We start from the raw sequence: 21,965 nt of genomic DNA, 5'->3' as shown, positions 1-21,965 counted from the left end.
CGATGAGCACCCAGCCCTACCCCCATCTGCTCGACCCGGCGCGCTTCCAAGGTGAAGTGGACGGCCGGCCCACCGCCCTCTTCTTCCTGCGCAACGCGCAGGGCATGGTGGTGGCCGTCACCAACCTCGGCGCCAAGGTGCTGCAGATCGTGGTGCCCGACCGCTCGGGCGCGCTGGACGACGTGGCGCTGGGCTACGACCGGTTGGCCGATGTGATCAGCGGCTCGCCCTCCATGGGCGCCTTCGTGGGCCGCTACGCCGGGCGCATCGGCGGCGCGCGCTTCACGCTCGACGGCCGCGAACACCGCCTCACGCCCAATGCGGGTGCACACTGCATCCACGGCGGACCGCGCGGTTCGCGCCACCGGGTCTTCGACGCCACGCAGCCCGACGCGCAGACGCTGCACCTGCACCACCGCTTCCTCACCGCCGAAGATGACTTCCCCGGCACGCTGGACCTGCAGTTGACCTACCGCCTCGGCGACGACAACGCGTTGATCCTCGAGCACACGGCCACCGCGCTCGACGACCCGGGCCCCGCGAGCTTCACCAGCCACATCTACTTCAACCTGGATGGCGTGGACCAGGGCCAGCGCATCGACGGCCACGTGCTGCAGGTGCCCTTGTCGCGCGAGGTGCTGGCCACCGGCGCCGACGGCATCGCCACCGGGGCCCGCGTGCCGCTCGACGGCCACCCGCAGGACCTGCGCACGGCCCAGGTGCTGGGCACCCTTCCCGACATCGACCTGAGCTATGTGCTGGAAGCCCAGCCCACCGCGCCGTTGCGCCACTGCGCGCAGCTGCACAGCGAAGCCAGTGGCCGCAGCCTGGAAGTGTGGACGACAGAACCGCTGCTGCAGGTGTACACCGCCGGCCAGCTCGGTGTGGCCGAACGCCCCGACCTCGGCAAGTGGGGCGTTCGGCACCGGCCCCGTGCGGCCATTTGCCTGGAGCCTCAGCATTTCCCCAATGCCCCCAATTGCCCGGCGTTGCCGCAGAACGTCGTGGCGCCCGGCCGGCCCTACCAGGCCACCACGCTCTACCGTTTCGGCGTGATCTGAACCGCCGCGACCCTCACCCGCCGGGCGAGAAGGTCTGATCCTGCTTGCGGCATTCGGGCGGTTCGCCGTAACCCGCCGAGCGCACCTGCTGCTCGCGGGAAATCTCGACCTCGAACCAGCGGCAGAACGGGTTCTCGTAGCGGTAGGCCCAGTAGCTGCCCCGGTCCCGCCCGAGCCCCTGCACCTCGCCGGGACGCCCCAGCTTCTCACGCACCTGCTCGGCGCTCATGCCGGGCAGGATCTGGGTGAAGTGCCGCTCGGTGAGCACCTGCTCCGAGCGGACCACGCGACCGGCCGCATCGAGGTCCACGAACCAGGTGTGGCGGCCATAAGGTCCGCGGGGGAATTCCAGCCGGCTTCCGCCGTCGATCTGGCGCGTGGTCTCGGGAGGGCCCAAGCGCGCCACGACCTGATCCCGGTTCAGACCGGCCATATCGGCCGTCGGTGCGTAGCCGCTGCAGGCGGACAGCAGGCAGACACCGGTCAAACACCACAAAGGCAAACGCATGGTCGGCTCCTGTTGAGGGCACAAGCCCCTTGGACGGTTTTCAGGGAGGGGAGTTCCGGTCGCTTCAGCCCAGCAGCGCGGCCAGGCCGCCCTCGGGCTCGAAGCGCTGGTTGCGGTGCAGCAGGCGCGTCGGGCCGGGCCAGACCCGGGCGGCGATGCTGTGTCTCGGATCGCCGGGATAGCAGATCACGCGCCGCCCGTCTTCATCGAAGGGCTCGGGCTCGATCAGCGACGGCGGGCGGCTGCGCGCGGCGGCCAGCACCTGCGCCACATCGGCCAGCCGGCTGAGCTCGCTCAGGCTCATGATCTGCGGCGGGGCCAGGTCGATCTCGCCGGCCCAGTAGCGTTCCAGCCCGCGGCGCGGCGACAGCCACACGGCTTCCGTGGCCTCGCGGGCGCAGTGTTCCACCGCCTGGTCGTCCGGCGCCGGGGCCACGAAGAAACGCGTGTCGAAGCGCTTGTTGGTCACGGAGGGCACCCGGGGCGTCACCCAGCGCGACCACGGCAGCACGGCAGCGGTGGGGATGGGCAGGCCCTGGGCCTGCAGGGCCGCAGCGAAGGCCAGGCCGGCGGCCGTCTGCTCGCGCACGGGCTGCACATGCCGGGCGGCGTTCGCCTGGCCCAGCAGCAAGCCGCACTCCTCGAAGGTCTCGCGCAAGGCCGCCACGTGCAGGCCCAGCGCGGTGTCGGCGTCCAGCGCGGGTTCACACAGGCCGTCCCGGCAGGCCGCGGCGGGTCGGTCCAGCGCCGCCGGATCGGCCTGCCGGTCGGCGGCGTCGAGCTTGCCGCCGGGGAAGACGTGCACGCCGCCGAGCACGCCGGAATTGCCGTGCCGGCGCACGAGCAAGACCTCCAGACCGGTGGGCCCGTCCCGGACCACCATCACGGTGGCCGCGGCCACGGGCGGGGTGAGCACTTCGTCGGAATTGATGGCAATGGGCATGGACCGATTGTCGTCGCCTTTGCCGTCGCCTGCCGCAGGGGCCGGGGCTCAGTCCAGGCGGATGCCGTTGTCGCGGATCACCTTGCCGTAACGCGCATGGTCCTCTTCGCCCAGCTTCTTGAACGCCTCGACGCTGCTGCCCACCGGCAGGTAGCCGAAGTCGGTGAGCTTCTTCTGCACATCGGGCAGCCGGACGATCCGGACCAGCTCGGCGTTGAGCTTGTTGACGATCGCGTCAGGCGTGCCCGCCGGGGCGTAGATGCCCTGGAAGGCATAGGTGTCGAAGCCCGGCACGGTCTCCGAGATCGCCGGCACGTTGGGCAAGGCCGGCGAACGCTGCAAGGTCGAGATGGCCAGCGCCTTCACCTTCTGCGCGGCCACCAGCGGAATGGCGGTGACGATGGGGTCGAAATACAAGGACACCATGCCGCTCATGACATCGGCCGAGGGGCTGGCCTTGTAGGGAACATGATTGAGCTTGATGCCGGTCTGGTTCATGAGCCACTCCACCGCCACGTGCGAATGCGAGCCGGCGCCCAGGCTGGCGTAGTCGATCGCGCCGGGGTCCTTCTTCGCCGCGCCGATCAGGTCCGCCATGCTGGAGATCGGCTTGTTCGGCGCCGCGATCACGACGAAGGGCACGTTGAGGATGTGCGACACCGGCTTGAAGTCCTTCAGCGGGTCGTAGCCCATCTTCGAGTAGATGTGCGGGTTCATCGACATGATGGCGGTCACCGACATCAGCAGGGTATAGCCGTCCGGCGCGCTCTTGGCCGCCGCCTCGGCGCCGATCATCCCGGACGCGCCGGGCTTGTTGTCAATGACCACCGGCTGCCCCCAGGCCTGGGCCAGCTTGTCGCCCAGGATGCGCGCCACGACATCGGGCGAGATGCCCGCCGCGAACGGCACGATGATGCGGATGGGCTTGTTCGGGTAGGCCGCCGCGCCTTGCGCCAGGGCCTGCGCCGCTGCGACGAGCAGCACGGGCGCGATCAGCCACGGCCGCAGAGTTGAAATCTTGAACATGTTGTCTCCATTGTTGTGGTGGGGGCGCGCACGGCGCGCGCCCCGGGGAATCAGAAACCGACCTGGTCCGCGCCCTTGAGCTGCAGCATCTGCCGCGTCTCGTCGGGCGTCGCCACCTCGAGGTTCAGCGCCTGGAGCACCGTGACGATGCGCTTGACCTGATCGGCGTTGCTGCGCGAGAGTTGGCCCGGTCCCTCCCACAACGAATCCTCCAGGCCCACGCGCACGTTGCCGCCCATGGCGGCGGCCATGGTCGCGATGGGCATCTGGTTGCGCCCCGCGCCCAGCACCGACCAGTAGTAGTCCGAGCCGAACAGGCGATCGGCCGTGCGCTTCATCTGCATCACGTCTTCGGGGTGCGGGCCGATGCCGCCCAGCAGGCCGAACACCGACTGGATCAGCAGCGGGCCCTTGACGATGCCGCGGTCCATGAAGTGGGCCGCGGTGTACAGGTGACCGATGTCGTAGCACTCGATCTCGAAACGCGTGTGGTTGTCGGCGCAGGATTCGAGGATGTACTTGATGTCGCGGAAGGTGTTCTTGAACACCCGGTCGTCCGACCCCTCCAGGTAGGGGCGCTCCCAGTCGTTCTTGAATTCCTTGAACCGGTTCAGCATCGGGTACAGGCCGAAGTTCATCGAGCCCATGTTCAGCGAGGCCACTTCGGGCTTGAGTTTGAGCGCGGGTTGCAGGCGCTCTTCCACCAGCATGTTCGGTGCGCCGCCGGTGGTGAGGTTGATGACCACATTCGAGCGCTCGCGGATCGCCGGCAGGAATTTCATGAACAGGTCCGGGTCCTGCGAGGGGCGCCCGTCAACCGGATGGCGCGCGTGCAGGTGCACGATGGAGGCGCCGGCCTCGGCGGCACCGACGGCGGCTTCTTCGATCTCCGACGCGGTGACCGGCAGGTGCGGCGACATCGACGGCGTGTGGATCGAACCCGTCACCGCGCAGGTGACGATGACTTTGTTCTGTTGGGCGGCCATTGGGCTTCGTCCTTTACTTGATGGCAATGGGATTGATGGGAGAGCCCACCGCGCCGGTGATCGGCAGCGACGGCGCGCAGAAGAAGAACTCGTAGACGCCGTCGGCCAGGCAGTCCTGGGCGAGTTCGCGCACGTTGAAGATCTCGCCCATGGTGATGCCGATCATGGGAATCACCACCCAGTGCCAGGGCTGACCGATTTCCATGCTTTCGTTCGGGCGGACTTCGCAGCCCCAGGTGTCGAAACAGATGGCGGCGATGTCCTTGCGGTGGATCCATTCGCAGGTCTCGAAACGCAGGCCGGGGGCATCGCCGCCGGCGTAGCCGCCCCAGTCGTCGGCGTCCAGGCAGTGCTCCATGTGGCCGGTCCGCACGATCACGAAATCGCCCGGGCGGATCTCGACCCCCTGGGCCTTCGCGCAGTCGTCCAGGTCCTGGCTGCTGATGCCGTAGCCGGGCGCGAGCGAGTCGCCGCCCTTGAACCGGGCCACGTCGAGCAGCACGCCCCGGCCGACCATCTTGTCGCGCGTCTTCTCGATGCCGTTCTTCTTCGCGCCCGTGGCATCGACCAGCGTGGCCTCATAGCCGTTCCACATCTTGTCGCCGTAGAAGATGTGGCCGAGCGCGTCCCATTGCGTGCCGCACTGCAGAGGCATGGTCACCATGTCGTCGGCGTAGCGCAGTCCCAGGTGGTCCTGGTTGCCGGCGACGGCATCGGTCCCCGTGGCGAGCATGGAGTGGATCGGGTTGAAGCGGCCGCCCCAGCCCGATTGCGGACCCCGGAAGTTGAAGTCCAGGCCCAGCGAGATGGCCTTGCCCTTTCTGATCAGGCCGGCGGCGCCGACCAGGTCGGACGGCTTCACATGGTTGAGGGTGCCGATCTCGTCGTCGGGACCCCAACGCCCCCAGTTGGACACCTTGGCGGCCATGGCATCGAGGTCGGCCCGCTTGAGGTGGCGCGACGGCGTGTTGGAGGGCACCACCTTGGGGGTGGGTTTCGTTTTCGTGTTCATCGAGTCTCCTGTGGTCGAACCGCACCGTCGGGAACGGCAGTGCAGGCCCCGGAGACTATTGGGTTTGCCTGGCGATCACCAATATCAAATAGGCATCGAACCTAAACCTGAACCGCGCCCGGCCAGTCGCCCGCGGCCATGTGCCTCTGCGCGATGCCGTGGAAGAGTTCGACCAGCTTCTGCCCGGCCGCGGGCATGCTGCGTTCACGCGAGTAGATCAACGACCAGGTGACATGCAGGCCGTGCACCGGCGCGAGCGAGATCGCCCCTGCCCGGTGCTCGTCGTGCATGGCGCTGTACGGGTTGACGGTGCATCCGAGGCCGCGCGAGACCGTCTTCACCAGCAGCCGCGTCGAATTGCTCTCGAACAGCAGCTTGACCTTCAGCCCGCTGCGCTTGAGCGCCTCGTCCAGGATGACGCGCATGGCGTTGGGCGAGCGCGTCAGCGCGAGGGGATGTTGGACCACCTGTTCGAGTTCCACCGTGCCATCCGGCCGCCGCTCGATGTCCATCCCTTTCGGATGCGCCAGGACCAGCGGCTCGGTGATGAGCGAGCGCGACTCCAGACCGCGCATGGATTCGGTGGACGACACGATGCCGGCGTCCAGATCACCGGCCAGCACCTGCTGGTAGATGGAGGAGCTGATGCCCTCGGTGATCGACAGGCGCACCGCCGGGTACTGGCGGTGGTACTGCTCCATCAGCGGCACCGTCATCAGGTCGCACAGCGAGGGTGGCATGCCGAAGCAGAACTGGCCCTGCACGCTGACGGCCAGCGCACCGACGTCGCTGCGGAGGTTCTCCATGTACTGCAGCAGTTCGCGCGAGCGGCTGGCCATCAGCTCGCCGGCCTCGGTCAACCGGGCCCCGCTGTCCGAGCGCACGAAGAGGGTCACCCCGAGCTCCTCCTCCAGCTGCTTGATCTGGCGCGAGAGCGCGGGCTGGGCGACAAACAGGACAGCCGCCGCCCGGCTGAAGCTGCCCAGTTCAGCGATGCGCAAAAAATACCGGAGCTGTCGCGGTGTCATTCCTGGGGGTCCTTTCAGTCTGCGGCCGGGCGCGTCATGGTAGAGGGTGGGCATGGTCCGAAGTGGGAAAACACCATGAAAACAACCTGTTTTTGATTCAAAAGTTTTCAATTGACAGGCTTTCCAGGGCGTTTCGACCCGTGGCGGCCAGAAACCACGGACCGGGCAGGGCATGGAACTTTGGCTTTAGCACTCGCTCATAGAGAGTGCTAACATGCTTCGCAGACACCTGAGGAGGGTTCACATGTCCCACACGCTAGCTCCTGTTGCCACCGCCACCACCGGCTCGATCGCCGTGGCGAATCCCTGGGCGCTCGTACCGCCCCTGGGCAACCTGGACGCCTACATTTCCGCGGTCAACCGCCTGCCGCTGCTCACGCTGGAGCAGGAGCAGCAGGCCGCCCGCCGCCTGCGCGATGACAACGACCTGGACGCCGCCGGCCAGCTGGTGATGTCCCACCTGCGCCTGGTGGTGTCGATCTCGCGCCAGTACCTGGGCTACGGCCTGCCCCATGGCGACCTGATCCAGGAAGGCAACGTCGGTCTGATGAAAGCCGTCAAGCGCTTCGACCCCGACCAAGGCGTGCGCCTGGTGAGCTACGCCATGCACTGGATCAAGGCCGAGATCCATGAGTACATCCTGAAGAACTGGCGCATGGTCAAGCTGGCCACCACCAAGGCCCAGCGCAAGCTGTTCTTCAACCTGCGCTCGCGCAAACAGGGCTTCCGCGCCGACGCGCTCGACGGCGACACCCACCGCGAGGTGCTGTCGGACAACGAAGTGGGCGTGATGGCGCGCGAACTCAACGTGAAGCCGGAAGAAGTGCGCGAAATGGAAACGCGACTCTCCGGCGGCGACGTGGTGCTCGACCCCGCCCCGGGCGACGACGGCGAGGACAGCTTCGGCCCCATCGCCTACCTGGCCGATGCCACCCACGAACCCACGGCGGTGCTGGAGTCGGCCCAGCGCGATGCGCTGGCCACCGAAGGCGTGGCGCGCGCCATGAGCGAGCTCGACGAGCGCTCGCGCCGCATCGTGAGCGAGCGCTGGCTCAAGGTGAACGACGACGGCTCTGGCGGCATGACGCTGCACGAACTGGCGGCCGAGTACGGCGTGAGCGCCGAACGCGTGCGCCAGATCGAGGTGGCGGCCATGAAGAAAATGCGCAAGGCGCTGGCCGCCTACGCCTGACCCGCTGTCCCCAGTTGCCACCACGGCCCCGGCGGTTTCACGACCCCGGGGCTTCTTTTTTTACGGACGGTGCCCGACAGCGGACCTGCGTCACGCGCGGTGGGCGCCACAGGCGACACAATCGAGGGATGTCTGATGTCTTGTGGAAGGGTGCGACGCCCGGGACCCGTCGTGCTCGCAGGCTGGTCGCCTGGCTGACGGTGGTCTTCTTCTCGCTGTTTCCTGTGCTTCACGCGGTGGCCGCCGACGTGGCCCCCGTGGTGCTGGACGGCTCGCAGCCCAGCGTGCCCCTGGCCCAGCGCAGCCTGTACTGGGTCGATCCCGGCGGCCAGCTCACGGTGCAGGAGGTGCAGGCGCGGCAGCACGAACTGCCTTTTGCCGTGCGCAGCGCCGAACACCGCCTGACACTGGCCGACGGCGCCGCGCTGTGGGTGCGTTTCGACGCCCAGGCCCTCGATGACCACGCCCGCTGGGAACTGGAGCTGGCGCGCTCCGGCACCGACCGCATCACCCTCTACCACCAGTTGGCCAACGGCGAATGGAAAGCCCAGCACGCCGGCGACCGCCTGGCGGTGAGCGACTGGGCCTTCCCCGACCGCTACCCGGTGTTCTCGCTCGACCCGCGCACCGATGCCGTGGTGACCTACTGGGTGCGGATCGAGCACGCGCGCGTGCCCTTCTCCGGCACCCTGCAGATCCACAACCACAACACGCTGCGCGAACTGCGCATCCACCAGCAGTTCCTGCTGGGGGCGTACTTCGGCATGACGCTGTTGCTCACGGCCACGGCCCTGGCCAATGCCCTGGTGTTCCGGGACACCAGCTTTGCGGCCTACGCGGTCTACATCACGGTCCTGGGCCTGGCGATGGCCTCGTCGCTGGGCGTGGCCGGGCAATTTCTCTGGCCGGATTCGGCGCGCTGGAACGGCCTGGCAGAGTTCGTGCTGATGCCCCTGACCGCCGTCTGCGGCCTGCTCTTCGTGAGGCAGGTGGTGCAACCCCGGCGCATCGGTCGCTGGCTGGACCGCTCGGCCCTGGCGATGCCCGTTCTGCTCGTGGGCCTCATCGTGTGGGACACGACATCCCCGGACGGCTGGACCCTGCAGGCGGTCACGGCCGCCTCGGCGGCCACCCTGGCGCTGGTCTACGCCATGCTCTGGGCCGCCTGGCGCACGGGCGACCGCTGGGTGCGCTGGATCGCGCTGGGCATGCTGCCGGTCCTGCTGGCCGGGGCACTGCCGGTGATGCGCAACTTCGGCCTGATCTCATCGGGTTTCCTGTCGCAATACGGCATGGTGATCGCCGCCGCCCTCGAAGCGCCCTTGCTGATCTACGGCCTGCTGCAGCGCTCGTCCCTGCAGCACGAAGCCCAGGCCCGCGCCCGCGCACTGGCGCTGACCGAGCCGCTCACCGGCCTGACCAACCGCCACAACTTCATGCTGCGGCTGCACGACAGCGTGGTGCGGGGCCAGCGCTACGGACACCAGAGCGCGCTGCTGCTGATCGGCCTGGACAACCACGCCTGGTTTGTCGAACAGCACGGCCGCGAAGTGGCCGATCGCGCGCTGGTGATCACCGGCTCGCTGTTGCGCTCGGTGGCGCGCGACGTGGACACGGCGAGCCGGGTCGACGACAGCACCCTGGCGTTGCTGATGGAAGGCCCGGTGCGCGAAGCACAGGCCCTGGCAGCGGCCACCGGCATCGTGGCCGGCGGCCTGCGGCCTTCGGTGCAACTGCCCGTGGGCACCACCTTGAAGTTCAAGATCGTCGTGGCGCTGCTGCCCGACCCCACCCCCGAACTTCAGCAGGACGCCCAGGCCCACCTGGACTGGCTGCGCCAGGCCCTGGACGCCTTGCGCAAGGACCCGCGCAAGGCGATCCTGAAACTGAACTTCTGATCAGCCTTCGCGGCGCAGCGCGGGGAAGAGGATCACGTCGCGGATGCTGGGGCTGTCGGTCAGCAGCATCATCAGGCGGTCGATGCCGATGCCGCAACCGCCGGCGGGGGGCATGCCGTACTCCAGCGCGCGGATGTAGTCGGCGTCGTAGTACATGGCCTCTTCGTCACCACCGTCCTTGGCAGACGCCTGCGCCTGGAAGCGCGCGGCCTGGTCTTCGGCGTCGTTGAGCTCCGAGAAGGCGTTGCCGAACTCGCGTCCGGTGATGTAGAGCTCGAAGCGCTCGGTGACCGCGGGGTTCGCGTCGTTGGCGCGGGCCAGCGGCGAGATCTCGGTCGGGTGGTCCATGATGAAGGTCGGGTTCCAGAGCTTGTCCTCGACCTTTTCTTCAAAGTACAGCACCTGCAGGCTGGGCAGGCTGCGGCCGGAGAGCTGGTGCTTTTCCTCGCTCAGGCCCAGCTTCTTGAGCTGCGCCTGCAGCCAGGCGGCATCGTCCACGCTGTCGCCCGCGTCGGTGTACTTGACGATGGCCTCGCGGATCGTCAGGCGCTCGAAGGGCGACAGGATGTCCACCGGCTGGCCCTGGTAGGTCAGCGGCTCGTCGCCGCGGACCTGGCGCACCACGTGGCGGATGAGCTGTTCGTTGAAGTCCATCAGGTCCTGGTAGTTCCAGTACGCCGCATAGAACTCCATCATGGTGAACTCGGGGTTGTGGCGGACGCTGATGCCTTCGTTGCGGAAGTTGCGGTTGATCTCGAACACGCGGTCGAAGCCCCCCACCAGCAGGCGCTTGAGGTAGAGCTCCGGCGCGATGCGCAGGAACATCTCCTGGTCGAGCGCGTTGTGGTGGGTCTTGAACGGCTTGGCGTTGGCACCACCGGGGATCGGGTGCAGCATGGGCGTTTCCACTTCCAGGAAGCCGTGGCTCACCATGAAGTCGCGGATGCTGGCCAGGGCCTGGCTGCGCGCGACGAAGCGCCTGCGGGCGGTTTCGTCGGTCATCAGGTCCACGTAGCGCTGGCGGTACTTGATCTCCTGGTCGGCGATGCCGTGGAACTTGTCGGGCAGCGGGCGCAGGCTCTTGGTGATCAGGCGGATGCGGTCGGCCTGGATGGTGAGCTCGCCGGTGCGGGTGCGCATGAGCACGCCCTCGACCGCGATGATGTCGCCCAGGTCCCAGTGCTTGAAGGCGCCGTGCTGCGCCTCGCCCACGCCGTCGTTGTTCACGTAGATCTGGATGCGGCCGCCGGAGGGGCCGAAGGACGCGTCCTGCAGCGTGGCGAAGCTGGCCTTGCCCATCACGCGCTTGAGCATCATGCGACCGGCCACGCTGGCGCGCACCGGCTCGGCTTCCAGCGCTTCCTTGGTGGTTTCGCCATAGCGGGCGAACAGATCGGCCGCCTTGTCGACCGGCTTGAAGTCGTTGGGAAACGCCACCCCCTGGCCCTGTTTCTGCGCCTCGCGCAGCGCCTTGAGCTTCTCGCGGCGTTCGGCGATGAGCTGGTTGTCGTCGTGCGCCGCAGGCGCACCGGTCTCGGCGGTGGGGGGGGTTTGGGCTTGGGTCATGAATGAAAAATGGGTTGGGCACCGAGGTGCGCAACCCATGATTGTAGTTTTCGGCCCGATCGGGGCCGAATTCGTGTCATTCGCCGAGGTAGGCGGCGCGCACCTTGGGGTCGTCGAGCATGTCGCGGCCCACGCCGGTCATGATGATCTCGCCCGAGTCCATCACGTAGCCGCGGTCGGCGATCTGCAGCGCGCGGCGGGCGTTCTGCTCCACCAGCAGGATGGTCACGCCCTGGGCGGAGACGTCGCGCACGACCTCGAAGATCTTGTCCACCATGATGGGCGACAGGCCCATGGACGGCTCGTCGAGCAGCAGCACCTTGGGCTGGCTCATGAGCGCGCGCGCCATGGCCAGCATCTGCTGCTCGCCGCCGCTCATGGTGCCGGCCAGCTGGTCCTTGCGCTCGCGCAGGCGCGGGAAGATGCCGAACATCTTCTCGATGTCCTGTGCGATGCCGGCCTTGTCCTTGCGGATGTAGGCGCCCATCTGCAGGTTCTCGGTGATGGTCATGCGGGTGAACACGCCACGGCCTTCCGGCACCATGGCCAGACCTTGTTTCACCAGGTCCCACGCGCCCTTGCCCTTGATGCTCTTGCCCAGGTATTCGATGTCGCCGGCCTCGTAGGCGAGCGAGCCGGTGACGGCCTTCATCGTGGTGGTCTTGCCGGCACCGTTGGAGCCGATGAGCGAGATCAGCTCACCTTCGCGCACCTCGAGATCGATGCCTTTGACGGCCTTGATACCGCCGTATGCGACCTTCAGACCGCTGACTTTGAGGAGTGTGTTTGCCATTTGGGTCAATCCTTGATCAGTGGCCGCCGGTGCCGAGGTAGGCCTCGATCACCTTGGGGTCCTTCTGCACGTCGGCCGGTGAGCCGGAGGCGAGCTGCTTGCCGTAGTCGAGCACGGTCACGCGGTCGCACAGGCCCATCACCAGCTTCACGTCGTGCTCGATCAGCAGGATGGTGCGGTCGTCCTTGCGGATGCGGTCGATCAGCTCGCGCAGTTGCACCTTTTCGGTGGCGTTCATGCCGGCGGCGGGTTCGTCCAGCGCGATCAGCTGCGGGTCGGTGGCCAGGGCGCGCGCGATTTCCAGGCGGCGCTGGTCACCGTAGCTGAGCGTGCGCGACTTGTAGTCGGCGAACTTCTCGATGCCCACATAGGCCAGCAGCTCGCGTGCGCGCGCCGTGATCGCGGCCTCCTCGCGCTTGAAACCCGGCGTGCGCAGCACGGCACCGATGAGGCCCGAATGCGTGCGCACGTGGCGCCCGACCATGACGTTTTCCAGCGCCGTCATCTCGGCGAACAGCCGGATGTTCTGGAACGTGCGTGCGATGCCGGCCTTGGCCACCTCGTGCACGGCCGTGGGCGTGTACGGTTTGCCTGCGAGTTCAAAGGAGCCGCTGTCGGGCGTGTACAGACCGGTCAGCACGTTGAAGAACGTCGTCTTGCCGGCGCCGTTGGGGCCGATCAGGCCATAGACCTGGCCGCGCTTGATTTCGATGCCCACATCGCTCAGCGCCTGCAGGCCGCCAAAGCGCTTGGAGACATTCGCCACTTTGAGAATGGTGTCGCTCATGTGAATGCTCCGCTTACTTGGACAGGGACTTGCCGTGCTCGGGCGAGGGCCACAAGCCCCTGGGGCGCAGCAGCATCACGATCACCATGGCCAGCGCGATCAGCAGTTGGCGCAGGATCTCAGGGCCAAGGCGACCGCCGGTCAGTTCGGTCAGCGGGTGCGCCACATGGCGCAGCACCTCGGGCAAGCCGGCGAGCAGCAGGGCACCCAGCACCACGCCCGGGATGTGTCCGATGCCACCCAGCACCACCATGGCCACCACCATCACCGATTCCATCAGCGAGAAGGACTCGGGCGAGACGAAGCGCTGGAACGAGGCGAACAGCACACCGGAGACGCCACCGAAGGACGCGCCCATGCCGAAGGCCAGCAGCTTGAGGTTGCGGGTGTTCAGGCCCATGGCCTTGGCGGCGATCTCGTCTTCGCGGATGGCCATCCAGGCACGGCCGATGCGCGAGTCCTGCAGGCGGTAGGAAATGACGATGGCCAGCACCACGAAGAACAGGAACAGGTAGTAGTACAGCGTGACCGGCTGGAAGGTGTAGTCACCGATGGTCAGTCGCTTGCCGAGATCGAGGCCGAAGACGGAGATGGTGTCGATCTGGCTGATGCCTTTGGGGCCGTTGGTGATGTTCAACGGGCGGTCCATGTTCAGCAGGAAGATGCGGATGATCTCGCCGAAGCCCAGGGTGATGATGGCCAGGTAGTCGCCGCGCAGCTTGAGCGTGGGCGCTCCCAGGATCATGCCGACCACCCCCGCGACCGCCGCCGCGAGGATCATCACCAGCCAGATGTTGTAGTGCAGGCCGTTGGGGAACATCGCCTTGATGGCCGGAAAGGTGTCAGCGAGGTGGGGCGAGCCCAGCAAGGCGAACACATAGGCCCCCACCGCGAAGAACGCGATGTAGCCCAGGTCCAGCAGGCCGGCGTAGCCGACCACGATGTTCAGGCCGAGGGCCAGCAGCACGTACATCAGCGCGATGTCGACAATGCGCACCCAGGAATTGCTGCCGGTGGATTGCAGGATGATGGGCAGCAGCAGCAAGGCCGCGGCTGCGATCAGGAAGATGATCAGCTTGCCGGTTTTGGTGTTCATCATGGTGTTTCTCCCGGACGGTCAGGCACGGTCCGCCACACGTTCACCCAGCAGCCCCGAAGGACGCAGCGTGAGCACGATGGCCAGCACGATGAAGGCGAAGATGTCGGTGTACTGGCTGCCCAGCACGCCCCCGGTGAGCTTGCCGAGGTAGCCGGCCCCCAGCGATTCGATCAGGCCGAGCGCAATGCCCCCGACCACCGCACCGGCGAGGTTGCCGATGCCGCCCATGACGGCGGCCACGAAGGCTTTCAGGCCGGGCATGAAGCCCATGGCGTGCTGCACCGTGCCGTAGTTGGAAGCCCACATCACGCCCGCGATGGCCGCGAGCATGGCGCCGATGATGAAGGTGGCGGAGATGACCACGTCGGGCTTGATGCCCATGAGCGCGGCCACGCGCGGGTTCTCGGCCGTGGCCCGCATGGCGCGACCCAGGTTGGTGCGGTTGACCAGCCACATGAGGAAGGCCAGCGTGACCGCCGTGGTGGCCAGGATCACGACCTGCGTGACCGAAACGACCGCGCCACCGATGGCGATCGGTTCCCGCGACAGCATCGAGGGATAGGACTTGGGGTTGGGTGCCCAGATGATCATGGCGAAGGTCTGCAAAAGCAATGACATGCCAATGGCAGTGATCAGGGGGGCGAGTCGGTTCGAGTTGCGCAACGGCCGGTAGGCCAGTTTCTCGATCGTGAAGTTGAGCGTGGCGCAGACCACCATGGCGATGATGGTGGCGAGGAAGAGAATCAGCCAGGTCGGCAGGCCGGTGGACGCATTCATCATCCAGCCGATGACGGTCCAGCTGGTGAGGGCCCCGACCATCAGCACGTCGCCGTGCGCAAAGTTGATCAGGCCGATGATGCCGTACACCATGGTGTATCCCAGGGCCACCAGCGCGTACATACTGCCCAACACCAGACCGTTGATGATCTGCTGCAGCAAAACTTCCATGAATGTTTCTCCGTGTTTTGTGACAGGCCGGGAAGCGCTTGTGACGCCGGCCCGCTTTGACCTAGCAAAAAACCCGCCAGACATGACCTTGAAACAGGATGACTGCGGGTTGGTGAACGGATTGTAGGGGTGGCTTTTCGGGCCCACATACGTGTAAGCCCTTAGCGGACGCGGGTTTACCCTCGCTTTAGGTGCAACTCCCCAGACCGCATCAGCGCGATTGGAGGTGCATTAGTCTTTTTGATTGTTGAGCTTCCGCAGCTCGCGCAGCTTGTCGCCGATGCGCAATTCCAGCCCGCGCTCCACCGGGCGGTAGAAGCCCGGGTCGGCCATGCCGTCGGGCAGGTAGCGTTCGCCGGCGGCGAAGCCCCCTTCCTCATCGTGCGCGTAGCGGTAGCCCTTGCCGTAGTCCAGCGACTTCATGAGCTTGGTCGGCGCGTTGCGCAAATGCATGGGCACGGGGCGGGTGCCGTCCTTCTTGACGAAGGCCTTGGCTTCGTTGAAGGCCTTGTAGACCGCGTTGGACTTGGGCGCCACCGCCAGGTACACCACGCACTGGGCCAGGGCCAGCTCGCCCTCGGGGCTGCCCAGGCGTTCGTACACCTCGGCCGCGTCCAGCGCCAGGCGCAGGGCGCGCGGGTCGGCCAGACCGATGTCCTCGCTGGCCATGCGGATCAGGCGGCGCGCCATGTACCGGGGCTCGGCGCCGCCGTCGAGCATGCGCACGAACCAGTACAGCGCGGCATCCGGGTCGGAACCGCGCACGCTTTTGTGCAGGGCACTGATGGTGTCGTAGAACTGTTCGCCGCCCTTGTCGTAGCGGCGCATGCGCTCGCCCAGCACCTTGAGCAGCCAGGCGTCGCTCACTTCGGCGAGCTTTTCGCGCCCGGCAGCGACCGCCAGGGTTTCCAGGGTGTTGAGCAGCCGGCGGGCATCGCCGTCGGCGTACGCGATGAGGCGGTCCACGGCCACCGGTTCGATCGACGGCACCGCATCGATCGCCTGGGCCTTGACCACGATCTGGCGCAAATCGTCTTCCGACAGGGGCCGCAGCACGTAGACGGCCGCCCGCGAGAGCAGCGCCGAATTGACCTCGAAGGACGGGTTTTCGGTGGTGGCACCGATGAAGGTGAACAGGCCGCTTTCCACGTGCGGCAGGAAGGCGTCCTGCTGGCTCTTGTTGAAGCGGTGCACCTCGTCCACGAACAGGATGGTGCGCTGGGGCGAGAGCCCGCTGCGCGCCGCCTCGGCCCGCTCCACCGCCTCGCGGATGTCCTTGACCCCACCCAGCACCGCGCTGATGGTGATGAACTGGGCATCGAACGCGTCGGCCATCAGGCGGGCGATGGTGGTCTTACCCACGCCCGGCGGGCCCCAGAGGATGCAGCTGTGCGGCTGGCCCGACTCGAAGGCCAGGCGCAGGGCCATGCCTTCGCCCAGCATGTGCTGCTGGCCAATCACCTCGGCGAGCGAACGCGGGCGCAGGCGCTCGGCCAGGGGCACGTGGGTACTGGCGGTCGACACGGCGAAGCGGTCAGGGCTTGATGACGGCGGCGCCCGGGGGCGGCTGGAACTTGAAGTCCCCGGCCTTCAATGGGGCGTTGGCCTGCCAGTTGTTGAAGCTGAGCACCGAGCGCTGGCCCAGGCTGTCCTCGATGTCGAGCACCGAGAGCTGGCCCTGGCGGAAGCCCACGCGCACCACCTGCAACTGGCCGTTGCGGTCTTTCGGGCGCGCTTCCACCCACTCCAGGCCGTCGCGGGCGGCGGCCGGTTTGAGCTCGAACGCCTCCGAAAGCCCCTTGAGGTCGGCCCCGGCGGCGATCAGCGCGGCCGGTGTGCTGCCCAGGGCTTCCTTCTGCGAGCGCGACGTCACCTGGTTCAGGTCCACGTCGTGCAGCCACAGGGTCTGGCCGTCGGCCACGATGGTCTGCTCGAATGGCTTGGCGTACACGAAACGGAAGCGGTTGGGTCGCAGGAACTCGAACGTGCCGCTGGAGGTCTTGCTGCGCGCCACGGTGTCGCTGGCGCGCTTGGGCGAGGTGACGACCTGGGTGAAGCCGGCCTTGCCGCTGTCCACTTCGCGCAGGAATTTCTCGAGATCTTGCAGGCCGTCGGCGTGGGCGGCGAACGCGGCCAGCGCCAGCGCGCAGGAGGTGAAAAGTGACTTGATCATGGAGGGTGTGATCCGGTTGCGCCGACTTGGTTGCAGGCCGGCGGGACTCATTCCCCGCTGCGCGAGGGCACCAGAATGTCGCGCTGGCCGCTGGAGGTGAGCGCGCTGACCAGCCCGGCGTTCTCCATGTCCTCCAGCAAGCGCGCCGCGCGGTTGTAACCAATCTTCAGCTTGCGTTGCACATAGGAGATGCTGGCCTTGCGGTCCTTGAGCACGATCTCGACGGCCTGGTCGTACAGGGCGTCCTTCTCGCCGCTGCCTCCTTCTCCGCCGCCCTCGCCGAACAGGTCGCCGCCCTCGCCGTCGCCCAGGCTGCTTTCCAGCACGCCGTCGATGTAGTTGGGCTCGCCACCCTGTTCCTTCAGGTAGGCCACCACGCGGTGCACTTCGTCGTCGCTAACGAAAGCGCCGTGCACGCGGATCGGGAAGCCTGTGCCGGAAGGCATGTACAGCATGTCGCCCATGCCCAGCAGGCTTTCGGCGCCCATCTGGTCGAGGATGGTGCGGCTGTCGATCTTGCTGCTGACCTGGAACGACAGGCGCGTGGGAATGTTGGCCTTGATCAGGCCGGTGATCACGTCCACGCTGGGGCGCTGGGTGGCCAGGATCAGGTGGATGCCGGCCGCGCGCGCCTTCTGCGCCAGGCGGGCGATCAGTTCCTCGATCTTCTTGCCCACCACCATCATCAGGTCGGCGAGTTCGTCGATCACGACCACGATGTAGGGCAGGCGCTCCAGCGGTTCGGGCTGCTCCGGCGTGAGGCTGAACGGGTTGCCGATGATCTCGCCGCGCGCCGTGGCGTCGTCGATCTTGGTGTTGAAGCCCGCCAGGTTGCGCACGCCCATCTTGCTCATGAGCTTGTAGCGCTTCTCCATCTCGGCCACGCACCAGTTCAGGCCGTTGGCCGCGTGCTTCATGTCCGTCACGACCGGTGCGAGCAGGTGCGGGATGCCCTCGTAGACGCTCATCTCCAGCATCTTGGGGTCGATCAGCAGCAGGCGCACGTCGCGCGCGTCGGCCTTGTAGAGCAGCGAGAGGATCATCGCGTTGATGCCGACCGACTTGCCCGAGCCGGTGGTACCGGCCACCAGGCAGTGCGGCATCTTCGCGAGGTCGGCCACCACGGGCTGGCCGCCGATGTCCTTGCCCAGGCCCATGGTCAGCATGGACTTGGCGTCGTTGTAGACCTGCGAACCCAGGATCTCGCTGAGCTTGATGGTCTGGCGCTTGGCGTTGGGCAGCTCCAGCGCCATCAGGTTCTTGCCGGGAATGGTCTCGATCACGCGGATCGACACCAGCGACAGCGAACGGGCCAGGTCGCGCCCGAGGTTGACGATCTGCGAACCCTTCACGCCGGTGGCGGGTTCGATCTCGTAACGCGTGATCACCGGACCCGGGGCGGCCGCCACCACGCGCACCTCCACGCCGAAGTCCTTGAGCTTCTTCTCGATCAACCGGCTGGTCATCTCCAGCGTCTGGCTGTCCACCCCGGCCTGGTGCAAGGGTGCGCTGTCGAGCAGATCCACCTGCGGCAGCTTGCTGTCGGGCAGCTCGGTGAACAGCGGCTTCTGGCGCTCCTTGGCCACGCGCTCGCTCTTGGGCACATCGACCAGCGTGGGTTCGATCACCACGGGCACCGGGTGGTGTTCCTCGATCTCGACGCGCTCGACCTTCACCACCTCTTCGCGCTCGCGCGCGGCCTTCTCGCCGATGCGCTGATCTTCCACCGCCTCGCGCTTCTCGCGCCGGGCCTCGAACCAGCCGTCCAGGGTGTGCCCGACTTCCTCGGCCCAGTGGCCCCAGGAGAAGCGGAAGACGGTGGGCAGGCACACCAGCAGCACAGCCAGCATGGCCAGCGCCGAACCGGTGAAGCCCAGCCAGCGCATGGCCACCGGGCCCAGTGCATGACCCAGCACGCCGCCCGCGTGGTCGGGCAACGCGGCCTCCAGGCGGTAGAGACGGCTCCATTCCAGCACCGTGCTGGCCGCCATCAGGGTCACCAAGGCCAGCCAGAACAGCGCGCGACGCGCCCACGGACGATGCCAGAGCCGGTCACCTGTGACCACGTCATCTTCGGTGCCTTGCGCACCGCGGATCCAGCGCGCCAGCGTGGACAGCCAGGCCCGCACCCCAGCAAGAAACAACCACCAGACCGAGAAGCCGAGCAGGTAATAACTCCAGTCCGACAGCAGGGCGCCCAGGCGGCCACCCCAGTTGCCCACCTCGGCGGACGTGCCGGTGGTGCTCCAGGCGGGATCGGCCAGGGAATGGGTGAGCAATGCCAGCAACCAGAACGCGAGCGCCGCAGCGCCCAGCACCAGGCCGATTTCCTGGGCAAACCGGGACACACCCGCTGGCGCCGCTGCACTGCGGTCGGCGTTGAGGGTGTTGAGTGAATAAGTCATAGGCCTCGCTGAAATCCAGCGACAAGCTTACCCCATGACTGTAACCAGCCGGTCACTGCCGGCAGGGCGCAAAAGCCGCCTCAACCGAGCGAGTTGAGGCGCTCCTTGATGACCGTGCTGCCCTCTTCCGTCACCTCGATGAAGCCCCGGTCTTCCAGGTCCTTCATGACCCGGCTGACCATCTCGCGGGAAGCTCCGATCATCTTGGCCACGTCCTGGCGCGAGACCCGGTCCTTGATGGTCAGCACGCCGTCCTTGTCGGGCTGGGCAAACTCCAGCAGGGCGCGGGCGACGCGGCCGTACACGTCCATCAGCGCGAGCGACTCGATCTTGCGGTCCGCGTGGCGCAGGCGCTGCACCAGGCCGCGCATGACCGCGTAGGCCATGGAGGTGTTTTCCGGCAAACAGCGCGCGAATTCGGTGCGTCCCAGGATCAGCACGTCGGTCTGCACCTCGGCGCGCACGGTGGCCGAATGCGGCTGGTTGTCGATCAGGCTCATCTCGCCCACGTAGTCGCCCGGGTTCATGGTCGCCAGGATGACCTCGCGCCCCCGGGTGTCGGTGGTCACCACGCGCGCGCGCCCGGTCAGCACGATGGCCAGGCAATTGGACTTCTTGCCCTGCTCGACGATGCACTCCCCCCGCTTGAAGCGCCGCTTGACCACGGAATCCGCCACCGACTCGGCCTGCGCCTGGGTCAAGGTGGAAAACAGCGGAACCCGGCGGATCAGATCGAGATTGGACAGGAGAGACATGCGTGTATTCCTTGGTTGGGACGGCGCGCGCGGCGCTCTTTCATACAATGATTCGCACACATCGGGCGCCAAACGGCACTGGTCTTGCCCGCAAGCGCACCCATATAACCACCGACTCTAAACCACTTGGCCCCAAATTCGATGGGGCGCTGAACATGAAACACGCGAAAGTCCTCATCCTGGGTTCGGGCCCTGCCGGCTACACCGCCGCCGTCTACGCCGCGCGCGCCAACCTCAACCCCGTGCTCATCACCGGCATCGCCCAGGGCGGCCAGCTCATGACCACGACCGATGTCGACAACTGGCCCGCCGACGCCGACGGCGTCCAGGGCCCCGATCTGATGCAGCGCTTCCTGGCCCATGCCGAGCGCTTCAAGACCGAAATCATCTTCGATCACATCAACAAGGTCGATTTCTCGAAGCGGCCGTTCGTGCTCACGGGCGACAGCGGCGAATACAGCTGCGACGCGCTCATCATCGCCACCGGCGCGTCGGCCAAATACCTGGGCCTGCCCTCCGAGGAAGCCTTCATGGGCAAGGGTGTGTCGGGCTGCGCCACCTGCGACGGCTTCTTCTACCGCGGCCAGGAAGTCAGCGTGGTCGGCGGCGGCAACACCGCCGTGGAAGAAGCGCTCTACCTGTCCAACATCGCCAGCAAGGTCACCCTGGTCCACCGCCGCGACACCTTCAAGGCCGAGGCCATCCTGGTCGACAAGCTGATGGACAAAGTGGCCGCCGGCAAGATCGAGCTCAAGCTGCACAGCACCCTGGACGAGGTGCTGGGCGACCCGACCGGCGTGACCGGTGTGCGCCTGAAGAGCGTGAAGACCGGCGCGACCGAAGACCTCGCGGTCAAGGGCTGCTTCATCGCCATCGGCCACCAGCCCAACACCGACATCTTCCAGGGCCAGCTGGAGATGAAGGACGGCTACATCACGACCCGTTCGGGCCTGCAGGGCATGGCCACCATGACCAGCGTGCCGGGCGTGTTCGCCGCCGGCGACGTGCAGGACCACGTGTACCGCCAGGCTATTACCAGCGCCGGCACCGGCTGCATGGCCGCCCTGGACGCCCAGCGCTTCCTGGAGCAGAACGCCGTCTGACAGCGGGGCTGACGGCCGGCCCTGGCGGCCTGGCCGGCAGTTGGCTATAATTGCGGGCTTTGCTGAGATTTACCGGCTTGCCCGGGCACGAAGCAGATTCGGGTTACCGCCACCCTTTCCTGGCGAGGTGAGGCTGATGGGCCGGCACGGAGACACCTCCGGCTTGCGTTCCACAGCTGTTTGAATGATCGGAGTGTCCTCATGGCACGCGTCTGCGACGTCACGGGCAAGAAGCCCATGGTCGGGAACAACGTTTCCCACGCCAACAACAAAACCAAGCGCCGGTTCCTGCCGAACCTGCAATACCGCCGTTTCTGGGTCGAGAGCGAAAACCGCTGGGTGCGTCTGCGCGTCTCCGGTGCCGCCCTGCGCCTGATCGACAAAAACGGCATTGACGCCGTGCTCGCCGACCTGCGCGCACGCGGTCAAGCTTAAGGAGAACCAAACATGGCAACCAAAGGCGCACGCGAGAAGATCAAGCTGGAATCCACCGCTGGAACCGGCCACTTCTACACCACCACCAAGAACAAGAAGACCACGCCCGAGAAGATGCTGATCAAGAAATTTGATCCGAAGGCTCGCAAGCACGTGGACTACAAGGAAATCAAGCTCAAGTAATCGAGCCGATTCCCCAACAAAAAACCCGCTGTGAAAACAGCGGGTTTTTTGTTGCCTGGGCGCC

The 21,965-nt window shown here is 66.7% G+C and carries 21 protein-coding genes; 6 read left to right on the top strand and 15 right to left on the bottom strand.

Annotated features, from left to right (window positions below; genetic code table 11):
* The first annotated feature begins 2 nt into the window (after nt 1–2).
* Nucleotides 3–1,061 (top strand): aldose epimerase family protein, encoded by a 1,059-nt coding sequence (locus AC07ZS_RS14430; protein WP_494799228.1) that lies wholly within the window; start codon nt 3–5, stop codon nt 1,059–1,061.
* A gap of 13 nt (nt 1,062–1,074) precedes the next feature.
* Here AC07ZS_RS14430 and AC07ZS_RS14425 read toward each other — a convergent pair whose 3' ends face one another.
* The 6 genes from AC07ZS_RS14425 to AC07ZS_RS14400 form a co-directional block, all read right to left on the bottom strand.
* Nucleotides 1,075–1,569: a hypothetical protein gene (locus AC07ZS_RS14425; RefSeq protein ID WP_494799227.1), complete on the bottom strand. Its 495-nt coding sequence runs from the start codon at nt 1,567–1,569 to the stop codon at nt 1,075–1,077.
* A gap of 64 nt (nt 1,570–1,633) precedes the next feature.
* Nucleotides 1,634–2,512 (bottom strand): NUDIX hydrolase, encoded by an 879-nt coding sequence (locus AC07ZS_RS14420; RefSeq protein ID WP_494799226.1) that lies wholly within the window; start codon nt 2,510–2,512, stop codon nt 1,634–1,636.
* 48 nt (nt 2,513–2,560) lie between these two features.
* Entirely contained in the window at nt 2,561–3,538 is a 978-nt protein-coding gene (locus AC07ZS_RS14415; protein ID WP_291121125.1) for a Bug family tripartite tricarboxylate transporter substrate binding protein, read from the bottom strand.
* A gap of 50 nt (nt 3,539–3,588) precedes the next feature.
* Nucleotides 3,589–4,524 carry a 3,5-dioxohexanoate:acetyl-CoA acetone transferase gene (kce, locus tag AC07ZS_RS14410; protein WP_494799225.1) on the bottom strand — a complete coding sequence of 312 codons (936 nt, stop codon included), beginning with the start codon at nt 4,522–4,524 and terminating at the stop codon, nt 3,589–3,591.
* Nucleotides 4,525–4,537: 13 nt separating this feature from the next.
* Complete coding sequence (locus tag AC07ZS_RS14405; RefSeq protein WP_494799224.1) at nt 4,538–5,536, bottom strand: cyclase family protein; 999 nt, start codon at nt 5,534–5,536, stop codon at nt 4,538–4,540.
* 101 nt (nt 5,537–5,637) lie between these two features.
* On the bottom strand, nt 5,638–6,564 hold the full coding sequence (locus AC07ZS_RS14400; RefSeq protein WP_494799223.1) for a LysR family transcriptional regulator: 927 nt from the start codon (nt 6,562–6,564) through the stop codon (nt 5,638–5,640).
* A gap of 244 nt (nt 6,565–6,808) precedes the next feature.
* On the opposite strand from AC07ZS_RS14400, the gene rpoH reads away from it, so the two are divergent.
* Nucleotides 6,809–7,756, top strand: coding sequence for an RNA polymerase sigma factor RpoH (rpoH, locus tag AC07ZS_RS14395; protein WP_494799222.1), 948 nt, complete (start codon nt 6,809–6,811; stop codon nt 7,754–7,756).
* Between the two features lie 128 nt (nt 7,757–7,884).
* Nucleotides 7,885–9,654: a 7TM diverse intracellular signaling domain-containing protein gene (locus AC07ZS_RS14390; RefSeq protein WP_494799221.1), complete on the top strand. Its 1,770-nt coding sequence runs from the start codon at nt 7,885–7,887 to the stop codon at nt 9,652–9,654.
* Here the strand turns inward: AC07ZS_RS14390 and lysS are convergent, their stop codons facing one another.
* The 9 genes from lysS to AC07ZS_RS14345 all read right to left on the bottom strand — a co-directional run bounded on the left by lysS (nt 9,655) and on the right by AC07ZS_RS14345 (nt 20,180).
* A complete protein-coding gene (gene lysS / locus AC07ZS_RS14385) occupies nt 9,655–11,220 on the bottom strand; it encodes a lysine--tRNA ligase (RefSeq protein WP_494799220.1) in 1,566 nt (521 codons plus the stop codon).
* Between the two features lie 76 nt (nt 11,221–11,296).
* Nucleotides 11,297–12,013, bottom strand: coding sequence for an ABC transporter ATP-binding protein (locus AC07ZS_RS14380; protein WP_494799219.1), 717 nt, complete (start codon nt 12,011–12,013; stop codon nt 11,297–11,299).
* A gap of 16 nt (nt 12,014–12,029) precedes the next feature.
* The gene (locus AC07ZS_RS14375; protein WP_494799218.1) at nt 12,030–12,800 is read right to left on the bottom strand and encodes an ABC transporter ATP-binding protein; all 771 of its coding nucleotides are present in this window, start codon (nt 12,798–12,800) and stop codon (nt 12,030–12,032) included.
* Between the two features lie 13 nt (nt 12,801–12,813).
* A complete protein-coding gene (locus AC07ZS_RS14370; protein ID WP_494799217.1) occupies nt 12,814–13,899 on the bottom strand; it encodes a branched-chain amino acid ABC transporter permease in 1,086 nt (361 codons plus the stop codon).
* Between the two features lie 18 nt (nt 13,900–13,917).
* On the bottom strand, nt 13,918–14,847 hold the full coding sequence (locus AC07ZS_RS14365; protein WP_494799216.1) for a branched-chain amino acid ABC transporter permease: 930 nt from the start codon (nt 14,845–14,847) through the stop codon (nt 13,918–13,920).
* 231 nt (nt 14,848–15,078) lie between these two features.
* Nucleotides 15,079–16,371 carry a replication-associated recombination protein A gene (locus tag AC07ZS_RS14360; protein WP_494799215.1) on the bottom strand — a complete coding sequence of 431 codons (1,293 nt, stop codon included), beginning with the start codon at nt 16,369–16,371 and terminating at the stop codon, nt 15,079–15,081.
* 10 nt (nt 16,372–16,381) lie between these two features.
* A complete protein-coding gene (lolA, locus tag AC07ZS_RS14355; protein WP_494799249.1) occupies nt 16,382–17,017 on the bottom strand; it encodes an outer membrane lipoprotein periplasmic chaperone LolA in 636 nt (211 codons plus the stop codon).
* A gap of 50 nt (nt 17,018–17,067) precedes the next feature.
* Nucleotides 17,068–19,425, bottom strand: coding sequence for a DNA translocase FtsK (locus tag AC07ZS_RS14350; RefSeq protein WP_494799214.1), 2,358 nt, complete (start codon nt 19,423–19,425; stop codon nt 17,068–17,070).
* An 80-nt stretch (nt 19,426–19,505) separates the two neighbouring features.
* On the bottom strand, nt 19,506–20,180 hold the full coding sequence (locus tag AC07ZS_RS14345) for a Crp/Fnr family transcriptional regulator (RefSeq protein ID WP_204734019.1): 675 nt from the start codon (nt 20,178–20,180) through the stop codon (nt 19,506–19,508).
* Nucleotides 20,181–20,335: 155 nt separating this feature from the next.
* Here AC07ZS_RS14345 and trxB point away from each other — a divergent pair, with 155 nt between their 5' ends.
* The 3 genes from trxB to rpmG all read left to right on the top strand — a co-directional run bounded on the left by trxB (nt 20,336) and on the right by rpmG (nt 21,901).
* On the top strand, nt 20,336–21,283 hold the full coding sequence (trxB, locus tag AC07ZS_RS14340; RefSeq protein ID WP_494799213.1) for a thioredoxin-disulfide reductase: 948 nt from the start codon (nt 20,336–20,338) through the stop codon (nt 21,281–21,283).
* A gap of 201 nt (nt 21,284–21,484) precedes the next feature.
* The gene (gene rpmB / locus AC07ZS_RS14335; protein WP_056269541.1) at nt 21,485–21,718 is read left to right on the top strand and encodes a 50S ribosomal protein L28; all 234 of its coding nucleotides are present in this window, start codon (nt 21,485–21,487) and stop codon (nt 21,716–21,718) included.
* Nucleotides 21,719–21,730: 12 nt separating this feature from the next.
* Nucleotides 21,731–21,901, top strand: a complete 171-nt coding sequence (rpmG, locus tag AC07ZS_RS14330; RefSeq protein WP_056269543.1) for a 50S ribosomal protein L33 — start codon at nt 21,731–21,733, stop codon at nt 21,899–21,901.
* The last annotated feature ends 64 nt before the right edge of the window (nt 21,902–21,965 follow it).

This window comes from Hydrogenophaga sp. GW456-12-10-14-TSB4, assembly GCF_059424305.1.
Note: the sequence above shows the minus strand (reverse complement) of the source record. Positions and strands in the feature narration are given on the sequence as shown.

Bases quoted from the DNA above. Each gene is read 5' to 3' on its own strand.
- AC07ZS_RS14405 (WP_494799224.1), bottom strand. From the start codon at position 5,536: ATGAACACGAAAACGAAACCCACCCCCAAGGTGGTGCCCTCCAACACG.
- AC07ZS_RS14390 (WP_494799221.1), top strand. From the start codon at position 7,885: ATGTCTGATGTCTTGTGGAAGGGTGCGACGCCCGGGACCCGTCGTGCT.
- lysS (WP_494799220.1), bottom strand. From the start codon at position 11,220: ATGACCCAAGCCCAAACCCCCCCCACCGCCGAGACCGGTGCGCCTGCG.
- kce (WP_494799225.1), bottom strand. From the start codon at position 4,524: ATGGCCGCCCAACAGAACAAAGTCATCGTCACCTGCGCGGTGACGGGT.
- AC07ZS_RS14430 (WP_494799228.1), top strand. From the start codon at position 3: ATGAGCACCCAGCCCTACCCCCATCTGCTCGACCCGGCGCGCTTCCAA.
- rpoH (WP_494799222.1), top strand. From the start codon at position 6,809: ATGTCCCACACGCTAGCTCCTGTTGCCACCGCCACCACCGGCTCGATC.
- AC07ZS_RS14425 (WP_494799227.1), bottom strand. From the start codon at position 1,569: ATGCGTTTGCCTTTGTGGTGTTTGACCGGTGTCTGCCTGCTGTCCGCC.
- AC07ZS_RS14420 (WP_494799226.1), bottom strand. From the start codon at position 2,512: ATGCCCATTGCCATCAATTCCGACGAAGTGCTCACCCCGCCCGTGGCC.
- AC07ZS_RS14400 (WP_494799223.1), bottom strand. From the start codon at position 6,564: ATGACACCGCGACAGCTCCGGTATTTTTTGCGCATCGCTGAACTGGGC.
- AC07ZS_RS14375 (WP_494799218.1), bottom strand. From the start codon at position 12,800: ATGAGCGACACCATTCTCAAAGTGGCGAATGTCTCCAAGCGCTTTGGC.
- AC07ZS_RS14350 (WP_494799214.1), bottom strand. From the start codon at position 19,425: ATGACTTATTCACTCAACACCCTCAACGCCGACCGCAGTGCAGCGGCG.
- AC07ZS_RS14370 (WP_494799217.1), bottom strand. From the start codon at position 13,899: ATGATGAACACCAAAACCGGCAAGCTGATCATCTTCCTGATCGCAGCC.
- AC07ZS_RS14380 (WP_494799219.1), bottom strand. From the start codon at position 12,013: ATGGCAAACACACTCCTCAAAGTCAGCGGTCTGAAGGTCGCATACGGC.
- rpmB (WP_056269541.1), top strand. From the start codon at position 21,485: ATGGCACGCGTCTGCGACGTCACGGGCAAGAAGCCCATGGTCGGGAAC.
- trxB (WP_494799213.1), top strand. From the start codon at position 20,336: ATGAAACACGCGAAAGTCCTCATCCTGGGTTCGGGCCCTGCCGGCTAC.
- AC07ZS_RS14415 (WP_291121125.1), bottom strand. From the start codon at position 3,538: ATGTTCAAGATTTCAACTCTGCGGCCGTGGCTGATCGCGCCCGTGCTG.
- AC07ZS_RS14365 (WP_494799216.1), bottom strand. From the start codon at position 14,847: ATGGAAGTTTTGCTGCAGCAGATCATCAACGGTCTGGTGTTGGGCAGT.
- AC07ZS_RS14345 (WP_204734019.1), bottom strand. From the start codon at position 20,180: ATGTCTCTCCTGTCCAATCTCGATCTGATCCGCCGGGTTCCGCTGTTT.
- rpmG (WP_056269543.1), top strand. From the start codon at position 21,731: ATGGCAACCAAAGGCGCACGCGAGAAGATCAAGCTGGAATCCACCGCT.